Genomic DNA, 21,340 nt, shown 5'->3' with positions numbered 1-21,340 from the left:
TTTCTGGTTTGTGGCGCGCTAAGTGCGGCTCTGGGGCTGATGGCCTTTGCAACACGCAGCCGCGGCGTGCCGGTTCCGCCGCCGCTGGCGCCGCCTGAAGCATCTTTGAAGGTGTTTCACCTGGGGCATTCGCTGGTCGGGGCAGACATGCCGCATATGCTGGCGCAGCTGGCGCCTGCGGGGCATGGGTACAACAGTCAGCTGGGCTCGGGCACATCGCTGCGGGCGCATTGGGAGCCTGGTGAAGACATCCTCGATTTCGCAACCGCCAACCAGCCGCCCGCTTACCGGGACGCGCGGGAGGCCGTCGGGTCTGGTGAATATAATACCGTGGTGCTGACCGAGATGGTCGAGCTGCGCGATGCTCTCCGCTATTTCGGCGCTGCTGAATACGTCGCGAATTGGGCCGGGCTTGCGCGGGCGGCGTCACCCGGCACACGTATATATCTCTATGAGACCTGGCACAGGCTGGACGACCCGGACGGCTGGCTGGCCCGGATCGACGGCGATCTTGAGGCGCTTTGGGTGACTAAGCTGCTGGGTCCGGACAGCCGCCGCAACCCGCAGCACCCGGTCTATCTGATCCCCGGCGGACAGGTGCTGGCGGCGGTGGCGCGGGCGGCGGTGGCCGGGGAGATCCCTGGCCTGGCTTCACGTGAATCGCTGTTTGCCCGCACGCCGGCAGGGGAATTGGACACCATACATGTCAATGATCTGGGGGCCTATGCGGTTGCCCTGACCCATTACGCGGTTCTGTACCAGCGTACGCCCATTGGGCTGCCGCATCAGTTGACCCGCGCCGATGGCAGCCCGGCGCAGGCGTTCCCGGCGGACGCCGCGGCCAGGGTGCAGCAGATCGTCTGGGAGGTGGTGCGCGCCCTGCCCCGTACAGGTATCGCCACCGTGGGAGCACCGTCATGAAGCTGGAGGCGCTGATTACCTCCGTGGTCATGATCGGCCATTCGCTGTTCGGGCCGGACAACCCGCAGATGCTGGACCAGCTTTTGAATGCGCGCGGGCAGGCCGCAGCGGGGCCGACGGTAGAGGCGCAGATCATCAATGGCGCACCGCTCAGCTATAACTGGCAGCACAGCAGCACCGCCGAAGGTGTTGATTCACGTGAAAGACTGCGCCGCCCGGCGGATGCGGTGATCGTGACCGAAGCCATTCCGCTGGCCAACCACCTGAAGTGGAGTGATACCGAAGGCGCTGTCACCCGGTTTTACCAGCTGGCCCGGGCCGCGAACCCGGATGTGGATTTTTATCTGCAGGAAACCTGGCACAGTCTGAACAGCGGCACCGGCACCGAGGTGCCCTTTGACAAGGGGGCGGATGTGCCCTGGCGCGAAAGGATCACCCAGGACCTGCCGCGCTGGCAAGCGGTAGTTGATGAGGTTAACACAGCCACCGGCGGCACCGTGAAACTGCTGCCTGCCGGGCAGGCCATGGCGCGGCTGGAGGATGCGATCCTGGCGGGCACCATGCCCGGTCTCAGCAGCATCCGCGATGTGTTTGCCGATGATATCCACCCCAACGCCACTGGGTTTTATTTCCTGGCGCTGCTGCAATATGCGGTGCTGACCGATCAGGACCCAACAGGCCTGCCGCATCAGCTGAGCGACCGCTGGGGCAAGCCCTATCCCGCGCCGCCGCCGGACCTGGCAGCGCGGCTGCAGGACATTGCCTGGGCTGCGGCCCAAGGAACCGATATACGCACCGCCGCTTTGCCGCCCGATCCTGCCGCGCTGCCGCGGGAGGCTGCGCTGCCTGCGCTCAACTCGGTGATGGACGCTGACAGGGCTGACAGGACCGCACCGATGGCCAGCCCCATCCGGCAACCCGTCGCCATCAACCTGGCAGCCATTGCCGACTGGAGCACCCAGGCGCCGTTCCTGGATCATTTCAAAACGGCGCGCCCCTGGATCGGGCATCTGCCGAAACGCTGGGGCGGTGCGGACCACCAGGATCTGCTGGCCGCCGGGTATCTGGACCCGGAAGGCTGGCCCACCGCAATCCCGCCTGAGCTGACATCAATCGGCACGGTGATCCTGACCGACCTGCCTGCGGAAGCCGTCTCGCTGGCGGGCCGCTATGTGCTGCGGTTCGACGGCCAGGGCATTGTCGAGGCTGCCGGTCGGGCGGAGAATGTGCGCTACGGCAAGGGCGAAGTGCGGTTTGACTATACCCCCGGCCCCGGTCCGGTGGAAATCCGCATCCAGCGGACAGGGCGGCGCGGCGGGAACGGCGATGACTATGTGCGCAACATCCGGGTGGTAAAGGAAGAGCATCTGGAGGCCCATGAGCAAGGCGCGCTGTTCAACCCCCTGTGGCTGGACCGGCTGGACGGGTTTGCCGCGCTGCGGTTCATGGATTGGATGGCCACCAATGATTCAGAGCAAACCGGCTGGGAGGACCGGCCGCGGGTTCCTGAATATACTTGGGCGCTGAAGGGCGTTCCGGCCGAGATCATGCTGGCGCTGGCCAACACGCTGGGGGCCGATCCCTGGTTCACCATGCCGCATATGGCGGATGACACCTATGTCCGCCAGTTTGCACGGGCAGCAGAGCGCGGCTTGGATGAGGATCTGCGCGCTTATGTGGAGTATTCCAACGAGGTTTGGAACTGGCAGTTCCAGCAAGCGGCCTGGGCTGATGCGCAGGCGCAGGCGCGCTGGGGCGGCGATGGGTTGTGGATGCAGTTCTACGGCGGCCGTGCCGCCGAGATTGCGCAGATCTGGACGCAGATTTTTGGCGCTGAAAGCAAGCGGCTGGTGCGGGTGATCTCCTCGCAGACCGGCTGGCTGGGATTGGAAGAGCAGGTTCTGACGGCGCCGCTGTGGAAGGCAGAACAGGCGGGGCGCCAAGCTCCTGCTGCCTATTTCGATGCCTATGCGGTGACGGGGTACTTCGGTGGCATCCTAGGCGTCCCGGAACGCGCCGGGCACGTCCGCGCCTGGATCGCCGACAGCCGGGAGCAGGCCCGGGCGGTGGCGGCGGAACGCGGGCTGACCGGCCCGGCGGCAAGCGCATTTGCAAAGGAACATCAATATGATGCAGCCTCTGCCCAGGCCGGAGCGGAGTTGCGCGACGGGCTGATCTCGGGGGACGGCACCGATACATTGACCGACTTGCTGGGGCGTGTGCTGCCCTACCATGCCCAGGTTGCCCAAAAACACGGGCTGGAGCTGATCATGTATGAAGGCGGCAGCCATGTGGTCGGTATCGGCCCATTGGTGGAGGATGAGACACTGACCGGGTTCTTCACCCATTTCAACTATACGCCCGAAATGGGCAGGCTGTACCGGGAACTGCTGTCAGGCTGGAGCGCCCTTGGCGGGGGTCTGTTCACCGCCTATGCCGATGTTGGCGTGCCCGGTAAGTGGGGCAGCTGGGGTGCCTTGCGGGTTCTAAGTGATGAAAACCCGCGCTGGGACGCGCTGGAGGCCGTGAAGTGACCAGAGGTGTTTCGGTCCTGATCCCGGCCCATGATGAAGCAGAGTATATCGCCGGGTGTCTGCAAGCGGTGTTTGCCTCGGATCCGCTGCCTGCGGGCATGGCCGCTGAGGTTCTGGTGCTGGCAAATGGCTGCCGCGATGAGACCGCCGCGCTGGCGCGGGTCCAGCCGCCTCCTGCAGGCTGGGATCTGCGGGTTCTGGAGTTGCCGGAAGGCGGCAAGCTCGGGGCGCTGAATGCCGGCGATGCGGCAGCCCGCGGCGGTATCCTGATCTATCTGGATGCGGATGTTGCTGTCAGCCCGGCGCTGATTCCGCAACTTGCCGCAGCACTGTCGCAGGACGTGCCGCTTTACGCCAGCGGCTGCCCGCAGGTGGCACTGGCGCGCAGTGCGGTGACCCGTGCCTATGCACGGCTCTGGACCCGGCTGCCGTTTGTCACCGGCGGCGTGCCCGGGTTTGGCATATTCGCAATGACCCGTGCAGGACGGCAGCGCTGGGGGGATTGGCCGGACATCATCGCCGATGACATCTTTGCCCGGCTGAATTTTGCACCGTCTGAACGGGTGAAAGTGCCGGCTGTCTACAGCTGGCCGATGGTGGAGGGTTTCCGCAATCTGGTCCGGGTGCGGCGGCGGCAAAACGCAGGCGTGGCTGAGGTGGCAAGCAAATACCCAGGCCTGCTGCAGAACGAGGACAAAATCCCGCCAAGCGCCGGCGCCGTGCTGAAGCTGCTGCTGTCGGATCCAACCGGTTTTGCGGTCTATGCGATGGTCGGTCTGGCCACAAAAACACCGCTGTTTGCTTCAGCCAGCCGCTGGACCCGCGGCCGCTGAGGCCTGGGTTTTGCCGCTGATCTGTCCCGGTGGTGCTCCCGCGCCCGCAGGGTGACCTGGCTGCGCCAGCGCACTCTTGGCGGCCTTGGGCGTGGCCCGGCGCCTTGGCGCCGGGCCACGCCCAACGGAAGCGGTGCATCTGCAGATGCGGCGGCGCCGGGCGGGAGTGCGCCGGTTTTACCCGGCGATGGCCCTGCGGAAATTGGCGGCGAGTTTGGCGGCCTCTGCGGCACTGTCATGACGTTTCAGCACGCGCCTGCGGCCCGCCTGCCCCATGCCGGTCAGCTGCTGGTGCGGGGTCTGTGCAAGGGTGAGAACGGCCTGTGCCAGGGCGTCCTCATCCCCGGCCGGCAGCAGCCAGCCCGTTTGTCCTGCCACCACCAGTTCGGGCGTGCCTGCGATAAATGTCGCGATCACCGGGCGCGCGGCGGCCATTGCCTCCATCACCACCATCGGCAGGCCTTCGGCAAAGGACGACATCACCAGCGCATGGGAGTTTGCCAGCTCTGCCTGCACCTCGGTTTCCGCAAGCCAGCCGGTCAGGGTGACGCTGCCCTGCAAACCATGCGCTGCAATTGCGGCCTCCAGCGCAGGCCGCATACCGCCGTCACCAACCAGCGACAGATGCAAGTCCGGGATTTCCTGCACCAGCCGTGCCATGGCTTTCACCAGCACCATCTGGCCTTTCTGCTCCACAAACCGCCCGATCGCCACCAGCCGCAGCGGCCCCTGCGGCAACGGTGCAGGATCTGCAAACCGTTCCGGCTCAATCCCGCAATGCACCACTTTGAGACTGTCCCACTTACCGAAAGCGGCCCAGCGGCTCAGCTGGCTTTTGCCAAAGCTGCTGACAGCCACAGTAAAAGCCGCACGGTTGATCTTGTCGCCCAGCGACAGCGCTTGCGGCGCGTCGAACTCTTCCGGCCCGTGCACGGTGAAACTGTAGCCCGGCCCGCCCAGCGCATGGGCCAGCATCGCCACAGCGGCAGCGTTGGTGCCGAAATGCGCATGCATATGCTGCACGCCTGCCACGGCGCAGCGCTGTTTCACATAGGCAGCCTCACCCAGGTAGATCAGGTGCCGCAGGAGGCCCTTGTCCGATGCGCGGGCCAATTTCGCCGCCAGCCGCAGCGCTTGTGCAAAGCGGGCGGGGGCTGCGGCCTCCCTGGCGAGGGCAGCAAGCAGGCGCCCGGCGCCGGCCTGCAGCACGTAGCTGGTGCGCGCGGCCTCGGCCTGATCCTTGGGGTCTACCAAAGCCGCAGCCGAGGGCCGCATTGCCAAGCGCAGGATCTCTACGCCCTGATGTTCCAGCGCCTGCAGCTCACGCCGGATGAAACTGTGCGAGGGCTGGGGGTAAGTGTTCAGGACATAGGCAATTTTCAACGCGGCTGGTTCCGTGCAAATCTTGGGTCTGCGGCAGGTTAACGGTGGTTGCACGGCTTGCCCAGCGTCCTGTTGCGCTTGTCGCACAGATGTGGAGAATGGGCTGCAGGGGCGATGATTGTTAAAGTATTTCCGCCCCTCAATCCCACATTCCTGTTGCAAGCGGCCCTGTGATTGACGCCCCCTGCCCTGCCGCCTAGCCTGCGGAACCGGACGTTTGGGGATTGGCGCGGATATGCAGCGGGTTGCTTCGCTCTTTACCGGTCAGGGGATGATGGCGCGGGTTCTGCGCTCAGCCTCCTGGCTGATGATCGGATATGGCGGCAGCCAGGCCTTGCGGCTGGCCTCAAACCTGATCCTGACCCGCCTCCTGTTTCCCGAGGCCTTTGGCCTGATGGCGCTGGTCTCGGTGGTGACAGTGGGGCTGTCGCTGTTTTCAGACGTTGGCATCGGGCCATCAATTGCCCAGAGCCCGCGCGGCGATGATCCGGAATTCTTGGACACGGCCTGGACCATTCAGGTAATCCGCGGCTTTGGCCTGTGGGCATTGACGGTGCTGCTGGCCTGGCCAGCCGCGCAGTTTTATGGGGCGCCGGAGCTGCTGATCTATCTGCCCATTGCCGGCGCCGGATTGGCGATTGCCGGCTTCAACCCGACAAGGATCGAGACCGCGCACCGGCATCTTCTGGCAGGCCGGGTCACGGTGCTGGATCTGGCGGGCCAGGTCATCGGGCTGGCGGCGATGATTGCGCTGGCACTGGCCACCCAGTCGGTGATCGCGCTGGTGCTGGGCGGGGTGATCCAGGCGGCGGCCAAGCTGCTGCTGTGCTATTACGGCCTGCCCGGTGCTGCAAACCGATTCCGCTGGGAACGGGCCGCAGCGGGCGAGCTCATTCATTTCGGCAAGTGGATTTTCCTGTCGACCGCCTTCTGGTTTCTGACCTCGCAAGGCGACCGGGCGATCCTGGGCAAGTTTGTCCCGCTGGAGGTGCTGGGCATCTACAACATCGGCTATTTCCTGGCGAGTTTTCCGATGCTGCTGGGCCATGCGGTGAACCAGCGGCTGATGATCCCGGTTTACCGCGGCAAGCCCGCACAGGAAGGGCCGGCGAATCTGCGGCGGCAGCGGCAGCTGCGCATGGGGCTGACGGCGGGGATCCTGACGATACTGATTGCGATGGCCTGGGCCGGCCCCTGGCTGGTGCAGTTCCTGTATGATGACCGGTACCTGCAAGCGGGGCCGATGATCGTGCTGATTGCCCTGGCGCTGGCGCCTGCAGTGATCACCATGACCTATGATCAGGCAGCCTTGGCAGCAGGCGACAGCCGCGGGTTCTTTGTGTTTTCGGCTGTGCGGGCCTGCTTGCAAACGGGCATGTTCCTGGGCGGGGTGGCCTGGTTCGGGCTGGCGGGCGGCATTGCGGCGCTGGGGCTGGCGATGCTGGCGGCCTATCCGGTGCTGGTGCAGCTGGCGCGCAGGCATCATGTCTGGAACCCGCTGCATGATGCGGTCTATGGGCTGCTGACCCTTGCGGCCGGGGGGGCGGCCCTGCTCTGGCACTGGGATGCTGTAACGGCCATGGCAGCCGCGATGAGCTTTTCCTGACCTCAGGCCCCGCGCCTGAACAGTCTGGACAGCCCGCGTTGGGGCCGCCGGGCGTCCATTACCGGGATTGAGACCACTGGCATCAGGCCGGTTTCCCGCTCCATCTGCGCGGCAGTGCGCAAAACCGGGTGGCGCAGCTCTTGCAGAAAGGCCGCCAGAAGCGCCGCGATAACACTGGCCGCGGCGCCCAAAAGGGCCTTGGTCTTGCGGGCGCCGGTTACAGGAAAGTCCGGCAGCGGTGCGGGTTCGATCACTGTCAGCCGCTCGGCCTGACGGCCGGTTTCCAGGCGAAAGCCGACTTCGGCCTCGTTGCGGCGGGCGGTCATTTGCGACAGTTCTCCCTGCGCTTGCTCCAGGCGGCGGTCATAAGCGCCCAGCCGGCGTTCAACCTCGGGCGTGGTCTGCAAGGAGGCCTCAAGCCCGGTCTTGCGCTGGAACAAGAGCTGCTCCTGGGCGTCCAGCGTGGCCAGTTGCTGGTCCGCCTCCGCCAGCAACCGGCGAGCCGTGGCCGGGCGTTCCGTGGCCTGGGCCTGATCGGCAGCGCGGCGGATTTCGATGCGTTCACGGGCGATTTCCAGCAGCCCCTCGTTCATCGTGGCGATTTCGGCCCGGCGGAATTCGATGGTGCCGGGCAAGGTCACGTCGTTTTCATTGCGGTAGGCCGCGATTTCGTCTTCCAGGGCCGCAACCTGATCCGCCAGTGCGGCCTCCTTTTCGGCAAAGAAGCTGAGGGTCTCGCGGGCCTGGTCAATGCGGGTGGCGACGCTGAGTTCGATGGTGCGGCGGCCGAATTCGCTGGCGACTTGCTGCGCCTGCACGGCGGTGGGCATCCGGGCGGTGATGGTCAGCACCGAAATAGTGCCGTCATCGGCAAAGCCTTCACGCGCGGCGGCGACGCCGGTGATGCGGACAGAGTCCCGCAGCAGCGCCACTTTCTGCAAGGGGGTCAGTGCGGCCATGTCCGCGTAAAGATCGAATTTTTCGATGATTTCCAGCACCGTGCCGCGCGCCATCAGCCGTTGTTCGATCAGTTGCATCCGCCGGGCAGAAGAGCCTTCGACCGTTGATTTCGCCAGTTCACCGGCGATCTGCGGCTGGGTGACCTGCAGCACCTCGGCGGTTTCAAATTCATGCTGTTGCCGGGCGGCAAACCAGAGCGACAGCAAACATCCGAGGACAAAGACGCAAGCGATGGTGAACAGCCTGCGCCGCACCATATCCAGGAAATCGCCAAGCGAGTATATCGGCCCCATCTGTCTGCTCTCTTGCGGCTGGTGTTCGCCAGCCGGTTGCCATCCATGTTTTCAGGCAGCCCGCCGGCCGCCGTAGCCCGTTTTTTGACCACAGCAACCGGGCAAAACTATGACCCCCGGCTGCGTGGCCGTCAGTTCAGCGGGCTGTCCGCCTTGCGTGCCCGGTTCAAAACCACACCCAGCATTTGCGTATGGCCCGCCAGCATCTTCTCGCAGGCGGCCAATTGGGCTGCAGTAGTACTGGTGCCATCTGCAATCAGCAGCACCCCGTCCACCTGCGGCAGGAAGGCGGCGGTGTCGTCATGCTCCAGCACCGGCGGCAGGTCGAACAGTGCGGTATCGGCGCCCAACCGCAGCATCATGTCCTCCAGCACCCCGGCGCAGCTGCGGCCATGCAGGATTTCGGCGGCGTCCTGATCCGCGGCGCTGTTCAGCCCGACAGCCAGCGAGGGCAGCGGGCGCAGCAGCTGATCCTCCATTTGAACGCGGCCGGACAAAAAGCCCGCCAGTTGCCCAGGTGCTGTCATTCCCAAGGCCCTCGCGGCACCGGGGCGGCGGAAGTTCATATCCATCAGCACCGTGCGGCTGTCCGGCACCCGTGCCAGGCTCAGCGCCAGGTTCACGGCCGTAAAGGTGGCGCCGCAGCCGGCGGCGGGCGCCGTCAGGGCAACCCGTTTCCAGCCGCGGGCCTTCAGCGTGTGCAACAGCCGGGTGCGCAGCAGGTCAAACGACTTGGCCGCAGGATCTGCGCGGAACCGGCTGACCAAAGGCAGCCGCGCCTGTGCCTGTGCTGCGGCGTCAAATGGCACCTGGCGGATCCTGTCCCAGGGGTCTGGCAGGGTCGCAGGCAATTGCGCAGACGCCGCAGCAGCAGAGACAGTGGCCGCGAGAGGCGCCATTGCGGGCTGGCGGCCGCCATCCTCAGCGGCAAAAGGCATGGTGTCCGCCGGAGCGCCGCGGCGGCGGAACCGTTTGAAGCCCTGCTCGCTCATGCCGTTCTGTTCCCCCTCCAGCGGGTTGGCTGCCGGACTGGCAGCACATGCCCCTGATCGTGCAAAATGCTTCACAACCGCGTTCCCCGCAATAGCTGGCCGGGCTGCAGCGGGCACTCGGGCCGGGGTCTGCAGCGGATCAGAAAATAATTAATATCCCGTCCCTTTCAGCACCACGCCTGCGGTCCGCCAGATCAGCCCCAGATCCCGGCCCAGCGACAGGCTGCGCCGGTATTCGAAATCCGCGTGCATACGGCTGGCAAAGCCGGCCTCATTGCGGACCGAAACCTGCCAGATGCCGGTGATACCTGGACGCAGTTCGTTATAAGCGCCGGCATCGCCATACAGCGGCAACTGTTCCGGCATCATCGGGCGCGGGCCGACCAGGCTCATATCGCCAACCGCCACGTTCCACAGCTGCGGCAGCTCATCCAGCGAGGTCGCACGCAGAAAGCGGCCAACCTCTGTGATACGCGGATCGTTCTTCAGCTTTTGGGTGTCATCCCATTCCTGGCGCAGCGCCGGGTCGGTCTCAAGATAATACTGCAGCAGGTGGTCTGCATCGCGCACCATGGTGCGCAGCTTTAAGATGCGGAAGACCTGCCCGCCGCGGCCCAGACGGGCCTGGGTGTAAAACGGCCGGCCGCCCTCCAGCCAAAGCGCCGCCGCACACAGCGCAATCAGCGGCAGCACTAGCGGCAGGCTTAGAATCACCAGCAGCAGGTCCAGCCCCCGCTTGCCTGCCGCGGCATAGGCACCGCCTGACCCCTGCCTGGACCGTCGCGCCTGAGCGATGCCCTTCAAAGCCGCATTTATGTTGGCTGCTTGCATCTGTTGCGCGGCCATTGCTGGCCGCTGCCGTTCGATTTCAGCCCGCATAAAAGACAGCCCCGCCCCTCCGGGAACCATGTCTTTCATTCGAAAACCCCCGCTCTCCAGCCTTAAATCCTGCTGGACCGCCGCCTCAATAGACGGCCGTTCAAACTCAACCCCGCATTCCGCAAATCTTTGACAGCGAAATGCCATTACTGATTTTCAGATTCAGAACCGGCCACGCCCCCACGCGCCCGCATCTATTTTGGAAACCGCCCAATTCCCCGGCGGCAGTTCAGTGCTGCACTTTTCTGCAGCCCGTCTTATTTAAAGCAAATTTTAGAAATTCCGCACAAAATGTGAAAACAGGCCGGAAAAAACCCGGAAACCCCATTTGAATAGAGATTGCGCGGAGACAATTCGCACCTCTTGCAAGCCATTGTTCACGCGGGGGCGCTATGCCTGTTCGGGCTGCGGGGATCTGCGGAGCCACGGGCCGGTTTATTTACCCCGGAACTGCCCCGGGCTTTGGCCTGTCCAGCGCCGGAACGCATCGCTGAAACTATTCAGCCCGGAGTAACCCAGGAGAAAGGCGATTTCGGCCAGGGCCAGGCCGCTTTCGCGCAGATAGCGAATTGCCAGCGCCTTGCGCAGTTCTTCAAGAATGGTGAAGTAGCTGGTTCCCGTTTGCGCCAGTTTGCGCGACAGGGTCCGCGGGCTCATCCCCAGGTCCGCCGCCACAGTGCCAAGCGTGGCCGAGCCGCTGGACAGCCGCGCAGAAACCGCGTCTTCGACCTGTGCTGCAAGACCTGTATTTTTGCGGCCCCGAGCCTGGCCCGCCAGAAGCTGATCTCCATAAGACCGCAGCACGCGCAGCAGAACACCGTCGGCGCCGGCCAGCGGCAGCTCCAGATCTTCAGGCCTGAAGACAAACCGGCTGGCCGGGGCGCCGAACTCCACCGGGCAGCCGTAGAATGCCGAGACTTCATCCTTTCCGCCGCGGCGCTGATGGCTGAAGGCTGCCTTTTGCGGTTCAATCCGGGATTCAGTTCCGTCACGAAGGGCGGCAAAGAACACCGCTGCCAGAAATTCAATGTACTGCTGCGCGTGCAAACCGGGCTCCGCTCTGCACGTCCAGGTGAACTCGCCGTGCGAGGCAAGCCGGGAGGTCTCCAATTCCCAGACCTCGCTCATGACGCCGGCATAACGCGCGATGTTGCGCAAAAAACAGCCTGCAGTCGGCGAACTCCGCGCGATGTAGCCCAATAGCCCAGCCTGCCGCAAATCCGTTGCACAGCCAAGACGGAAGCCGAATAACGGGTCGCCGGTCAGTTCCGCCGCACGTTCAAAGAAGCCCGCGATTGCCGCAAACGGTGCTGCGGGGTCTTCCTTACTCAGCAGCGCCTGGCCGAAACCGGTTCCCGCAAATACTGCCGCAGGTGTATAGTCACGGGCCAGAAGATGGCGCGCGGCCAATTGGGCAAAAATCGCATTATGCGGTGCCGGAGTGCCGGGCATATTTGCAGTACCTCCTGTCACTGTTACGCGTGCGCCGCCTTGTTCCGGCGCGGCACAAGCCACCGGGCTGCCGGTTCCCGTATTCCGCGCCGCCGTCCCTGGCGGGACCGGCGGGCGAAGGGCCGCCGGTGCCTGAACTCTAATGGATTTTGGGGATCGGGCGCAGAGCTGGATAGGCTGTCTTTTGCACAAATCCTGCGCGCGTTAGCCCATGACGCGCATACGTTCGGACAGTACCTTCGCCATACGGGTATTCAGCCCCATACCGGCGGGCGGAGCGCCCGCTTGCCGGAGCAGAGAATCAGCGCCATAAGCCCGGTAACGCAATGGCAAAGGAAGTGAGGGCATCATGCAGCCTCCCCGCAACGGCACCGGCTGGCTGGCCGCAAATCTGGACGGAGACACGCTTTCAGCCTGGGAAATGGCCGGCAGCACAGCGGGACCGGCCCAAGTGCTGCGCCTGCAGGACAGCCGTCCGCCCGCACTGGCAGCAGCGTTGCGGCAGGTGCTGGGCGGCGCGCCGCGTCCGGTGCTGCTGGGCGGCACTGCCCTGGCGCCGCCGCATCCGGTTCCGGTACGGCCGGCCGGGCTGCCGGTGGCAAAAACAGTGTTGGACGGTATGCCGGTTCACGCGCTGCCAGGGCTGAGCCAGGCCGCACCCTGCGGGTTGATGCAGGGCGCTGCGGCTGCGGTCAGCGGCTTCTTGCGGCTGAACCCGGATTGGGACGGGGTGATCTGCCTGCCGGGCATGGTGACCCATTGGGTGCAGATCAGCGCCCGGGAAGCTGTCAGTTTTCAAAGTGCTTTGACCGCCCAGCTGGCACAGGTTGCGATACAGGGCATGGCACTGGAGGCGGCAGGCGCCTGGGACAAGGCAGTATTAGCAGAGGCGGTGGCAGACGGCATTGCCAAACCCGAGCAGCTGGCAGCGCGGCTGGCTTCGGTTCAGGCGGCTGCGGCGTTGGGACAGCTGCCCGCTGAAGCTGCGCGGGCGCAGATCTGGGGTTATTTTCTGGGCGCCGAACTGGCGGCTGCCCGGCCTTACTGGCTGGGCCAGAACCTGGCCTTGATCGCCGACCCGTCTCTGCAGGCTTTCTATGCCGCGGCATTGGACGCGCAAGCACTGCCGGTCACCTTGGCGGATCCTGGCCGCATGACGCTGCAAGGGCTGATCGGCGCCTGGCCAGGTTAGGTGTACCGCCTGCCAGCCTTCGCTGCCCTGGCAGTCCGCCAGCGGGACCGCATCATAAGGGCCGCAAACCAAGGTGTTTCAAGGTCATCCGAAGTGCTCCCGCGCCTGCAGGTGTCCCGGCTGTGCCGGGGCCCCTTGGCAGCCTTGGGCGTGGCGCCGCACAAAGTGCGGCGCCACGCCCAACGGGCACAGGCTTTCCGTCAGGAAGGCCGAAGCCGGGCGGGAGCGCTCCGCGGATGCCGGGACATTTCAAGTTTCTGTCTTGTAACGAATTCCCTTGCCGGGCGGAGTTTCCGGCGGGCCTGCAAAACACTGGGCGATGTTCATCCAGCTGACGGCAGTTTCACCTGACAGCTGCAGCCCGCTGTCTGCAATGCTGCGCACCTGCGTGACCACCTGGGCAAATTCCACCGCCGAGCCTTTGATAAATTCCCTGTCCTGCGGCGCGTTCCAGTCCCAGACTGCTCCGGACGGCCCGGTCAGCTGCACATACGGCGCAGGCTCCGGCACCGCCAGCCCGCGGTTGCGGAAACTCCAGCCGTAGGTCGCCACGCCCAGATGCGCGATGTTGCGGATGCGGTCCTGCTCTTGCCGCTCCAGCCCTAAAAGATCGAACACTTCCTGGCCATGCGCCCAGGTCTCCATCTGCCGGGCAGTGACCGAACTGAGCGCGCTCATGTCCGGTCCGATCCATTTCAACCGCTGTTTTGGATCCGCCTTGGCAAAGGCATCGGCGCAGGACTCCGCCCCGAGCCGCCAAGCTTCATACAGTGCCCGGCCTGACAGGCCGTTCAACCAGGGAAATTGACAGTCCAGGATGGGTTTGCCCGCCTGCATGTGCCGCAGCACCGGGGCGATGAAGGCGGCAAATGCCTCATCTCCTTGCAACGCTGCTTCTGCCGCGGCGTTGAATAGATGCAGATGCCCCAGCACGTGATCAATGGTCCAACCCTTGAACTGGGTCGCACGGTGGAACTCCGCCTCTGGCAGATCCTCCAGAATGGCCGCCAAGGCGCGGCTTTCGGCACGGAAATCTTCGGCCTGCTGCATATCTGTTCCCCGGTTGTGTCCGGCCGCAGACTAGCGGCCAGGCCATCAGGCCAGAACCCTGGACCGCACGTCACAAACGGAAGAAAGGCGTTCAAACCCCGGATATTGACTGGAACGCGCGCCCGGCAGCCTCGAAGTTGCGGCAGAGCGGCGCGGTAAGCTTGGACTGCGCGGCATAGTAGGCACCGGTGCGACACAGCTGCGCGGCAAACTCCGGGTGCACCCCGGCGTCATCAAACTTGCGCACCCGCTCCTGGCTAAGCCAGCCACGGCTCTTGACCTCTTTCTGGATCAGCTCCAGCCGCTGGATGCAATGCAAGGCGGTATAGGCCGAGAGATACTCAAGATAAGCGCCGATTTCATGGCCGCAGCCAGGGTCAAAAGTCTCAATCATCACATCGGCCATTTGATCGGGGGCGATGGGCCAGGTCTCATCGCCGATCAGCCAGGCGAAATCCTCGGCCCCGTGGCGCAGGCCCGCATATTCGAAATCAAACCAGCGCACAAACCCGTCGTCCCCGATCGCGGCATTGCCTGCACGGCAATCCCATTTCAGAAACTGAACTCCGGGCTGCTCCATGAATTCGGCGACTGCCGGATAGTCGAATGAAGCGGGGATGCCCATGGAATAGGCTTCCAGTGCGCCGGCTGAGCTGACAAAATTGCGGATCCAGCTGCGGTTGGCGCCAAGATGCGGCAGGACGCTGTGCAGTTCGGTTTTGCGGGCGGCTGCCTGGATGCGGAAGATTGCGGCGCAGGCCTCTGCCGCCAGTTCCAGCTGGTCGCCCGGCGCATGTTCGATAATCTCTTCGCTGAGCCGGACCTGACCGGTGTCTGATTGAAACAGCACATCGTTGTGAACGCCCAGCACCTGCGGAATGTCATCGCAATGGGGCGCCAGCTGCTCAAGCACAAAGGCCTCCAGATGGGTGCGGCGGAAGTTGGCGCGCAGGGTGGCGATCACGGTGCGATCCTTGAAATGCAGCCGCAAGGAGGACCGCGACTTCCCCCCCGGCGCCGAAACTTCCCGCGGCTCTTCGCCCAGAACCTCCCAGGCCGCCCCCGCAATATATGCTGAGCGTTCGTCAAATCTGCCATCAGCCATTCCTGGCACCCTATCCCAGCCTGCCGCCCGAAACCGGTGCGGATTCCATTTTGTGAGTTAACACCCTGGCGGCAAAAGGCGGCGCTTTTCGGGACAGATTTGGGCAATTGCCGCGCTCCACTGGCTGATTCGGACGGCAGCACCCGGGGTGCACGGGTCAATTGGAGGTCGTAACAAAACAATGACGCCTCCATCGGGCCATTTGTTTCCGCACCCGGCCTCCTTCGTTGAAATATTGACTAAAATGCGGTGGAAGTTTGGCCCCTCCGGCCCGTTTTCCTACTCTCGTTCAATGCGCGTTTGCGGCTGGCGGAAAGCTGCAGCGCCACTGTGATTCAAGATTTTTCTGGGGGTAAAAAAACATGGGCCGGGGACATTTTTCATATGGCTGGGGGCGCGGGAATGCGTCCTGGGGCGGCAAGCAGGCTTGCGGCGGCAACAGCTATTACAACGGCGGCGTGCAAGGCGGGCATTTCGGCCGCTGGTACGACAGCACCCTGTCTGACCGCTATGGCTGGAAGGGCAAGGGCAGCAAATCCTGGTGGCAAAACAAGGGCCAGGACGGAACCGGAGGCACTAAAGGGTCCAGCGGCACGAAAGGGTCCGGCGGCACAAAGGGATCTGGCGGCTCCTATGGGTCTGGCGGCTCCAATGGGTCCGGTGGCACAAAAGGATCGGGCGGTACAAAAGGATCGGGCGGCACAAAAGGCTGTGGTGGATCCAAGGGCTGGGGCGGCAGGGGCCATCACGGCAAGAAACACTGGTGGCACCGCGAAGAAGACGATTGGAACAGCAATGGAAGCGGAGGATCGGGCGGCACCGGAGGTTCCGGTGGATCCGGCGGCACGCATGGGTGCGGCACCGGCACCAAGGGCACAGGCGGTTCGGGTACGGGCGGTTCGGGTACGGGCGGTTCGGGTACGGGCGGCACCAATGGGACTGGCGGGACCAAGGCAACAGGCGGGACCAAGGGCACCGGAGATGGCGGCGGCAATGGCGGCGGCGATACCGGCAAAACCTCGGTCACGTTTGAGATCGGCGGCAATGGCGACCCCGGCGTCTCGGTCGAGGTGCTGCAGACTCCGCAAGGGCAGCTGTTTATCAAGATGGAACCAACGTCCTGGGATGGCGAAGTTGCCGATATCGACGGGCTGTTCTTCAACATGGCGGAAGACTCCAGCGTCGACGGTCTGAATTTCTTTCCGGATGAAAATGCGCTGCCAGTCACCGGCCACGCGGCCAGTGCCAACGCCGTCAATGCGCTGGACACCGGCACCACCGTGCCCGGCAATTTTGACGGCATGGTGCAATTCGGCCAAGCGCCGGACAGCACCGATGGCACCGTCACCAATGCCAACTTCACCCTGTGGTCCGATGCCGGGCTGACGCTTGACGATATCGACCTTAGCAGCATGTCGCTGGTGGTCAGCAACCCGGACGGCTCGCAGCAAGTTCTGGAGGGCGGCTATGATCCGGCAGCTGCGGCCAGCAGCGGTGCATCTTATGCCAATGGCGGGGTGACCGGGGACGGGCTGAGCAATTGGTATGACGCCAATCTGGCCGACCAGTTTCAGGGCAGCAGCGAACCCGGCACCGAGGATATCATGGCACTGATGAACCAACCGGTGGGCGGCACCATGCCCGGCAGCGGAACCGAGGGCGGTGCCGAAGATCTATATGAGATCGCCTGAGCCGGCCTGACCTTTTCCACACATCCAGCAGGAGGGCGCAGCAGGGCGCCCTCTTAACGTTTAATGCATTGTCAGGGCAGCGGATCCGTCTTGAACAAGCGGATTTTCAAGCCGCCATGCGCCACAGGAGCGCCAAAGGGCAGGAACGGCAGGTTTGCAGCCTTGGCCAGCCCGGTTTCCGAGGTGACAATGCCGACGCGCCAGCCGGAGAACCGCTCCTTCAGCACCTGCCCCAAGGCGCCGTACAGCGCAAACAGCAGCTTTTTGTTGCCGATCCGCGCGCCATAAGGCGGGTTGACGATGACCAGGCCGGGCGGGCCGTCCGGGCGCTGCAGATCACTGACTGCGGCTTGGGCAAAACGGGTGCAATCCGCCACGCTGGCGCGGTCCGCATTGGCCGCGGCCATCTCAACCGCGCCTTCGTTGCGGTCGGAGCCGTGGAACAGCAGATCTGTTTCGCGGGCCTCACCTTGCTGTTTCAGCGCGGCCCAGGCCTCGGCATCAAATGTGGCCAGTTTTTCAAAGGCAAAGCTGCGGCTGCGGCCGGGCAACAGGCCCTTGGCGATCTCTGCCGCCTCGATCACAAAGGTGCCGGAGCCGCACATCGGGTCCACCACCGGCTCAGCCCCGTCATAGCCGCATTCACGCAGGAACATCGCCGCAAGGTTTTCGCGCATCGGCGCCTTGCCGACAGCGGATTTGTGGCCGCGCTTGTGCAGGCCCTCGCCCGAGGTGTCGACACTGAAGACGCAGAGGTTGTCCTCGATCCGCAGCTTCACGGTCAGTTCCGCGTCCTTGGTCACTGGCGCACCAAGGGTTTCCGCGATGGCCTTTTCCACCCGCTGGGCGGCGGCGCCGGCGTGGTAGATCTTGGACTTTTTGTTGGTCGCGACCTCAACCTTGACCGGCACATCCGGGCGCAGCACGTCGCCCCAGGGAAATTTGCGCGACCGTTTGTCGAGCTGGGCCAAGTGGAAGGCGCGGAATTCACCGATCCGCGCCAGCACCCGCGCGGCGCCGCGCACCGACAGGTTGGCGCGCCAGACATCCGCCCAGTCGCCCTGCACCGTGACCCCGCCCGGCACTGCCTTGGGCGCGGCAAATCCCAGCTCCTTGGCCTCGGCCAGCAGCGCCTGTTCCAGTCCCGGCGGTGCGGTCAGGAAGATCTCAAATGTGCTTTCTTGCGTCATGCCGCCTCCTTAGCTGCAAAGCCTGCGCACGGCGACTGTTTTTTCCGCAACCGCATAAGCGGAAAGTACCGTGGCGTCACAACCGTTGATGCTGCAATGCGGCATTGTATTTGCCCACCTTTCCCGACCGGATGGAGTTGTAAATTTCAATAAAAACAGATGCATACGCATTACTAAAAAATTAGTTTGACAAGATATTCCAACCTATGAAAGCTCTATAGCAGTCAGGTGCAGATCACGCACAACTGGCCTTAAGCGACTTTCAGGGAGGAAAAGATGCGTAAGTATCTTTTGTCCGCAGCCGCCGTTTGCGCGATGGTTGCCGGATCAAATGGCTATGCCGACGAAATGGCGGCCAAAAAATGGATTGATGAAGAATTCCAGCCATCGGTGCTAACCAAGGATGAACAGCTGTCTGAGATGCAGTGGTTCATTCAGGCAGCCCAGCCGTTCAGCGGCATGGAAATCAACGTGCTGTCGGAAGGCATCCCGACGCATTCCTACGAATCCGAAGTGCTGACCAAAGCCTTTGAGGAAATCACCGGCATCAAGGTGAACCACCAGATCCTCGGCGAGGGCGAAGTGGTTCAGGCTGTTCAGACCCAGATGCAGACCAAGCGGAATCTCTATGACGCCTATGTCAATGACTCCGACCTGATCGGCACTCATTCGCGTCTGCAGCTGGCCTATAACCTGACCGACATGATGGCAGGCGATTTCAAGGACGTGACCAACCCGGATCTGGACCTGGATGACTTCATGGGCACCCAGTTCACCACCGGCCCGGATGGCGACCTGTACCAGATGCCTGACCAGCAGTTTGCGAACCTTTACTGGTTCCGCAAAGACTGGTTCGACCGCGAAGACCTGCAGGCCGCGTTCAAGGAAAAATACGGCTATGACCTGGGTGTGCCGGTCAACTGGTCCGCCTATGAGGACATCGCCGAGTTCTTCAGCACGCAGGTGAAGGAAATCGACGGCACCGCGATCTATGGCCACATGGATTACGGCAAGCGCGCGCCTGACCTTGGCTGGCGGATGACCGATGCCTGGCTGTCAATGGCCGGTGCCGGATCGAAGGGTGAGCCGAACGGTGTGCCGATCGACGAATGGGGCATCCGCATGGAAGCCGGTACCTGCAACCCGCAGGGCGCCAGCGTCAGCCGCGGCGGTGCTGCCAACGGCCCGGCAGCGGTCTATGCGATCCGCAAGTGGGACGAATGGCTGCGCAAATACGCGCCTCCGGGTGCGGCGTCTTATGACTTCTACCAGTCGCTGCCGGCTCTGGCACAGGGCAACGTGGCGCAGCAGATCTTCTGGTACACTGCGTTCACCGCCGACATGGTGAAACCGCAGTCCGAAGGCAACAACACCGTTGACGAGAGCGGCACCCCGCTGTGGCGGATGGCGCCGAGCCCGCATGGCCCCTATTGGGAAGAAGGCCAGAAGGTCGGCTATCAGGACGTGGGGTCCTGGACCTTCCTGAAGTCCACGCCCGTCGACCGTGCGCAGGCGGCCTGGCTTTATGCCCAGTTCGTGGTGTCGAAAACCGTGGACGTGAAGAAATCGCATGTGGGTCTGACCTTCATCCGCGATAGTTCGATCAACCACGAAAGCTTCACCGAGCGTGCACCGAAACTGGGCGGCCTGGTCGAGTTCTACCGCTCGCCCGACCGTGTGGCATGGTCGCCGACCGGCGTGAACGTGCCTGACTATCCGAAGCTGGCCCAGATCTGGTGGCAGCAGATCGGTGACGTCAACTCTGGCGCCTTCACCCCGCAGGAAGCGATGAACCGTCTGGCCGAGGAAATGGACATCACCATGGCCCGGATGCAGCGTGCGGACGAGCAGGCCAGCGTCTATGGCGGCTGCGGCCCGCGCCTGAACGAAGAGAAAGACGCGGAGTGGTGGTACGCCAATGGCGGCGCCAAGCCGCCGCTGGAGAACGAGAAACCCGCAGGCCAGACCGTCAACTATGACGAGCTAGTGGCCCGCTGGGCGACTGAGTAAGCCTCTCCTCCCGGTCCGGCCAGGCTCCCCATCGCCCGGCCGGGCTGAACCCAGGCCCCGGAGACACTTTCCCGTCTTCGGGGCCTTCTTCCCCAAAAGACTGCGCGCCCCTGCCCCCATTTGCACCTGGGCGCAAACCGGCCGCCTGCCAGAAAGTCAAAGCAAGATGGCACTCGAACTTAAGGGTGTGACCAAGCGCGTCGGCGCCATTCAGCACATCAAGGACACCTCGCTGGTGCTGGAACCCGGTCATTTTAACGTTCTCCTCGGCGCCACCGGCTCCGGAAAGACTTCACTGATCAAACTGATGGCGGGCCTCGACCCGATGGCCAGCGGACAGGTGATAATGGACGGCGAGGATGTCAGCCGTCTTAGCACCCAGAAACGCAACATCAGCCTGGTGCATCAGTTCTTCATCAACTACCCGCATATGACGGTGTATGAGAACATCGCCTCGCCCCTCAAGGTGGCCGGTATGGCCAAGTCGGAAGTTGCCGGCCGGGTTGAGGAAGCCGCAGACATTCTGCAGCTGAAGCCGATGCTGCACCGCCGCCCGCATGAGCTGTCGGGCGGCCAGCAGCAGCGCTGCGCGCTGGCCCGTGCGATTGCCAAGGAAAGCCGCGCGGTGTTCCTGGATGAGCCGCTGGCCAATCTCGACTACAAACTGCGCGAGGAGCTGCGCGACCAGCTGCCCGAGCTGTTTGCCGGCCGCGGCGCCGTGGTGGTCTATGCCACTTCGGAACCGGAAGAGGCGCTGCTTTTGGGGGGCAAGACCGCGCTGATGCGCGACGGCCGCGTCACCCAGTTCGGCCCCACCGCCGAGATCTACCGCAACCCCGGCAATGTCGATGCGGCGCGGGTGTTCTCCGACCCGCCGATCAACACCGCCGAGATCATCAAGCAGGGCAGCATGGCCCGCCTCGGTGCAGGCGTCACCTGGGAACTGAACGGCAATGCAGCGAACCTTAGCGATGGCACCTACACCATCGCGATCCGCCCGCATCACGTGCTGCCTGTGGCGAAAAACGGCGCCCAGGTGCAGCTGTCGGGCCAAGTACAGGTAACCGAGCTGTCCGGCTCTGAAAGCTCGGCCCATTTCGACATGGGCACCGGATCGGACACAGGCAGCTGGGTCTCACTGGCCCACGGCGTTCACCCCTACCGCGTGGGTGAGTTGCACGATTTTTACATGGACCCCGCGCAGGCTTACTACTTTGCCCCTGACGGCAGCCGCGCGGCGTGAGGCATC

Annotated in this window: 16 protein-coding genes; 8 read left to right on the top strand and 8 right to left on the bottom strand. The window is 63.9% G+C overall.

The genetic code is table 11. The features are described 5' to 3' along the window. The first annotated feature begins 39 nt into the window (after positions 1-39). The 3 genes from K3557_RS02910 to K3557_RS02900 are packed head-to-tail and all read left to right on the top strand — an operon-like array spanning position 40 to position 4,288. On the top strand, positions 40-921 hold the full coding sequence (locus tag K3557_RS02910; RefSeq protein WP_259997557.1) for a hypothetical protein: 882 nt from the start codon (positions 40-42) through the stop codon (positions 919-921). Next, positions 918-3,455 (top strand): hypothetical protein, encoded by a 2,538-nt coding sequence (locus K3557_RS02905; RefSeq protein ID WP_259997555.1) that lies wholly within the window; start codon positions 918-920, stop codon positions 3,453-3,455. Before K3557_RS02910 ends, K3557_RS02905 begins: the two co-directional genes overlap by 4 nt. Then, positions 3,452-4,288, top strand: coding sequence for a glycosyltransferase (locus K3557_RS02900; protein WP_259997553.1), 837 nt, complete (start codon positions 3,452-3,454; stop codon positions 4,286-4,288). The genes K3557_RS02905 and K3557_RS02900 overlap by 4 nt, the downstream gene beginning before the upstream one ends. Before the next feature lie 177 nt (positions 4,289-4,465). On the opposite strand, the gene K3557_RS02895 is transcribed toward K3557_RS02900, so the two are convergent. Beyond that, positions 4,466-5,671 (bottom strand): glycosyltransferase, encoded by a 1,206-nt coding sequence (locus K3557_RS02895; RefSeq protein ID WP_259997551.1) that lies wholly within the window; start codon positions 5,669-5,671, stop codon positions 4,466-4,468. Positions 5,672-5,906: 235 nt separating this feature from the next. On the opposite strand from K3557_RS02895, the gene K3557_RS02890 reads away from it, so the two are divergent. Next, entirely contained in the window at positions 5,907-7,277 is a 1,371-nt protein-coding gene (locus tag K3557_RS02890) for an oligosaccharide flippase family protein (RefSeq protein ID WP_259997549.1), read from the top strand. Between the two features lie 2 nt (positions 7,278-7,279). On the opposite strand, the gene K3557_RS02885 is transcribed toward K3557_RS02890, so the two are convergent. From K3557_RS02885 to K3557_RS02870, 4 genes are all read right to left on the bottom strand, one after another. After that, positions 7,280-8,530, bottom strand: a complete 1,251-nt coding sequence (locus K3557_RS02885; protein ID WP_259997547.1) for a DUF874 domain-containing protein — start codon at positions 8,528-8,530, stop codon at positions 7,280-7,282. Between the two features lie 131 nt (positions 8,531-8,661). Continuing rightward, positions 8,662-9,522 (bottom strand): CpsD/CapB family tyrosine-protein kinase, encoded by an 861-nt coding sequence (locus K3557_RS02880; RefSeq protein ID WP_311198487.1) that lies wholly within the window; start codon positions 9,520-9,522, stop codon positions 8,662-8,664. 150 nt (positions 9,523-9,672) lie between these two features. Continuing rightward, the gene (locus K3557_RS02875) at positions 9,673-10,401 is read right to left on the bottom strand and encodes a sugar transferase (RefSeq protein ID WP_409201212.1); all 729 of its coding nucleotides are present in this window, start codon (positions 10,399-10,401) and stop codon (positions 9,673-9,675) included. A gap of 435 nt (positions 10,402-10,836) precedes the next feature. Then, positions 10,837-11,853, bottom strand: a complete 1,017-nt coding sequence (locus K3557_RS02870; RefSeq protein ID WP_259997541.1) for an AraC family transcriptional regulator ligand-binding domain-containing protein — start codon at positions 11,851-11,853, stop codon at positions 10,837-10,839. 349 nt (positions 11,854-12,202) lie between these two features. Here K3557_RS02870 and K3557_RS02865 point away from each other — a divergent pair, with 349 nt between their 5' ends. Further along, the gene (locus tag K3557_RS02865; protein ID WP_259997539.1) at positions 12,203-13,045 is read left to right on the top strand and encodes a 2-dehydro-3-deoxygalactonokinase; all 843 of its coding nucleotides are present in this window, start codon (positions 12,203-12,205) and stop codon (positions 13,043-13,045) included. 249 nt (positions 13,046-13,294) lie between these two features. Here the strand turns inward: K3557_RS02865 and K3557_RS02860 are convergent, their stop codons facing one another. Together K3557_RS02860 and K3557_RS02855 are read right to left on the bottom strand one after the other, a co-directional pair. Continuing rightward, positions 13,295-14,095, bottom strand: coding sequence for a TIGR03084 family metal-binding protein (locus K3557_RS02860; RefSeq protein ID WP_259986756.1), 801 nt, complete (start codon positions 14,093-14,095; stop codon positions 13,295-13,297). 91 nt (positions 14,096-14,186) lie between these two features. After that, positions 14,187-15,200 carry a hypothetical protein gene (locus K3557_RS02855; RefSeq protein ID WP_259997537.1) on the bottom strand — a complete coding sequence of 338 codons (1,014 nt, stop codon included), beginning with the start codon at positions 15,198-15,200 and terminating at the stop codon, positions 14,187-14,189. A gap of 362 nt (positions 15,201-15,562) precedes the next feature. On the opposite strand from K3557_RS02855, the gene K3557_RS02850 reads away from it, so the two are divergent. Continuing rightward, a complete protein-coding gene (locus K3557_RS02850; RefSeq protein ID WP_259997535.1) occupies positions 15,563-16,891 on the top strand; it encodes a hypothetical protein in 1,329 nt (442 codons plus the stop codon). 71 nt (positions 16,892-16,962) lie between these two features. Here K3557_RS02850 and K3557_RS02845 read toward each other — a convergent pair whose 3' ends face one another. Continuing rightward, positions 16,963-18,081, bottom strand: coding sequence for a class I SAM-dependent RNA methyltransferase (locus K3557_RS02845; RefSeq protein ID WP_259997533.1), 1,119 nt, complete (start codon positions 18,079-18,081; stop codon positions 16,963-16,965). A 276-nt stretch (positions 18,082-18,357) separates the two neighbouring features. Here K3557_RS02845 and K3557_RS02840 point away from each other — a divergent pair, with 276 nt between their 5' ends. Further along, the gene (locus tag K3557_RS02840) at positions 18,358-20,091 is read left to right on the top strand and encodes an ABC transporter substrate-binding protein (RefSeq protein ID WP_259986760.1); all 1,734 of its coding nucleotides are present in this window, start codon (positions 18,358-18,360) and stop codon (positions 20,089-20,091) included. Between the two features lie 166 nt (positions 20,092-20,257). Next, positions 20,258-21,334 (top strand): ABC transporter ATP-binding protein, encoded by a 1,077-nt coding sequence (locus K3557_RS02835; protein ID WP_259997531.1) that lies wholly within the window; start codon positions 20,258-20,260, stop codon positions 21,332-21,334. Positions 21,335-21,340 lie beyond the last annotated feature (6 nt).

Origin of the sequence: Leisingera sp. M523, from assembly GCF_025141335.1 — a bacterium.
In the GTDB taxonomy this organism is placed as follows: domain Bacteria; phylum Pseudomonadota; class Alphaproteobacteria; order Rhodobacterales; family Rhodobacteraceae; genus Leisingera.
This window is presented reverse-complemented; position numbering and strand designations above follow the sequence as displayed.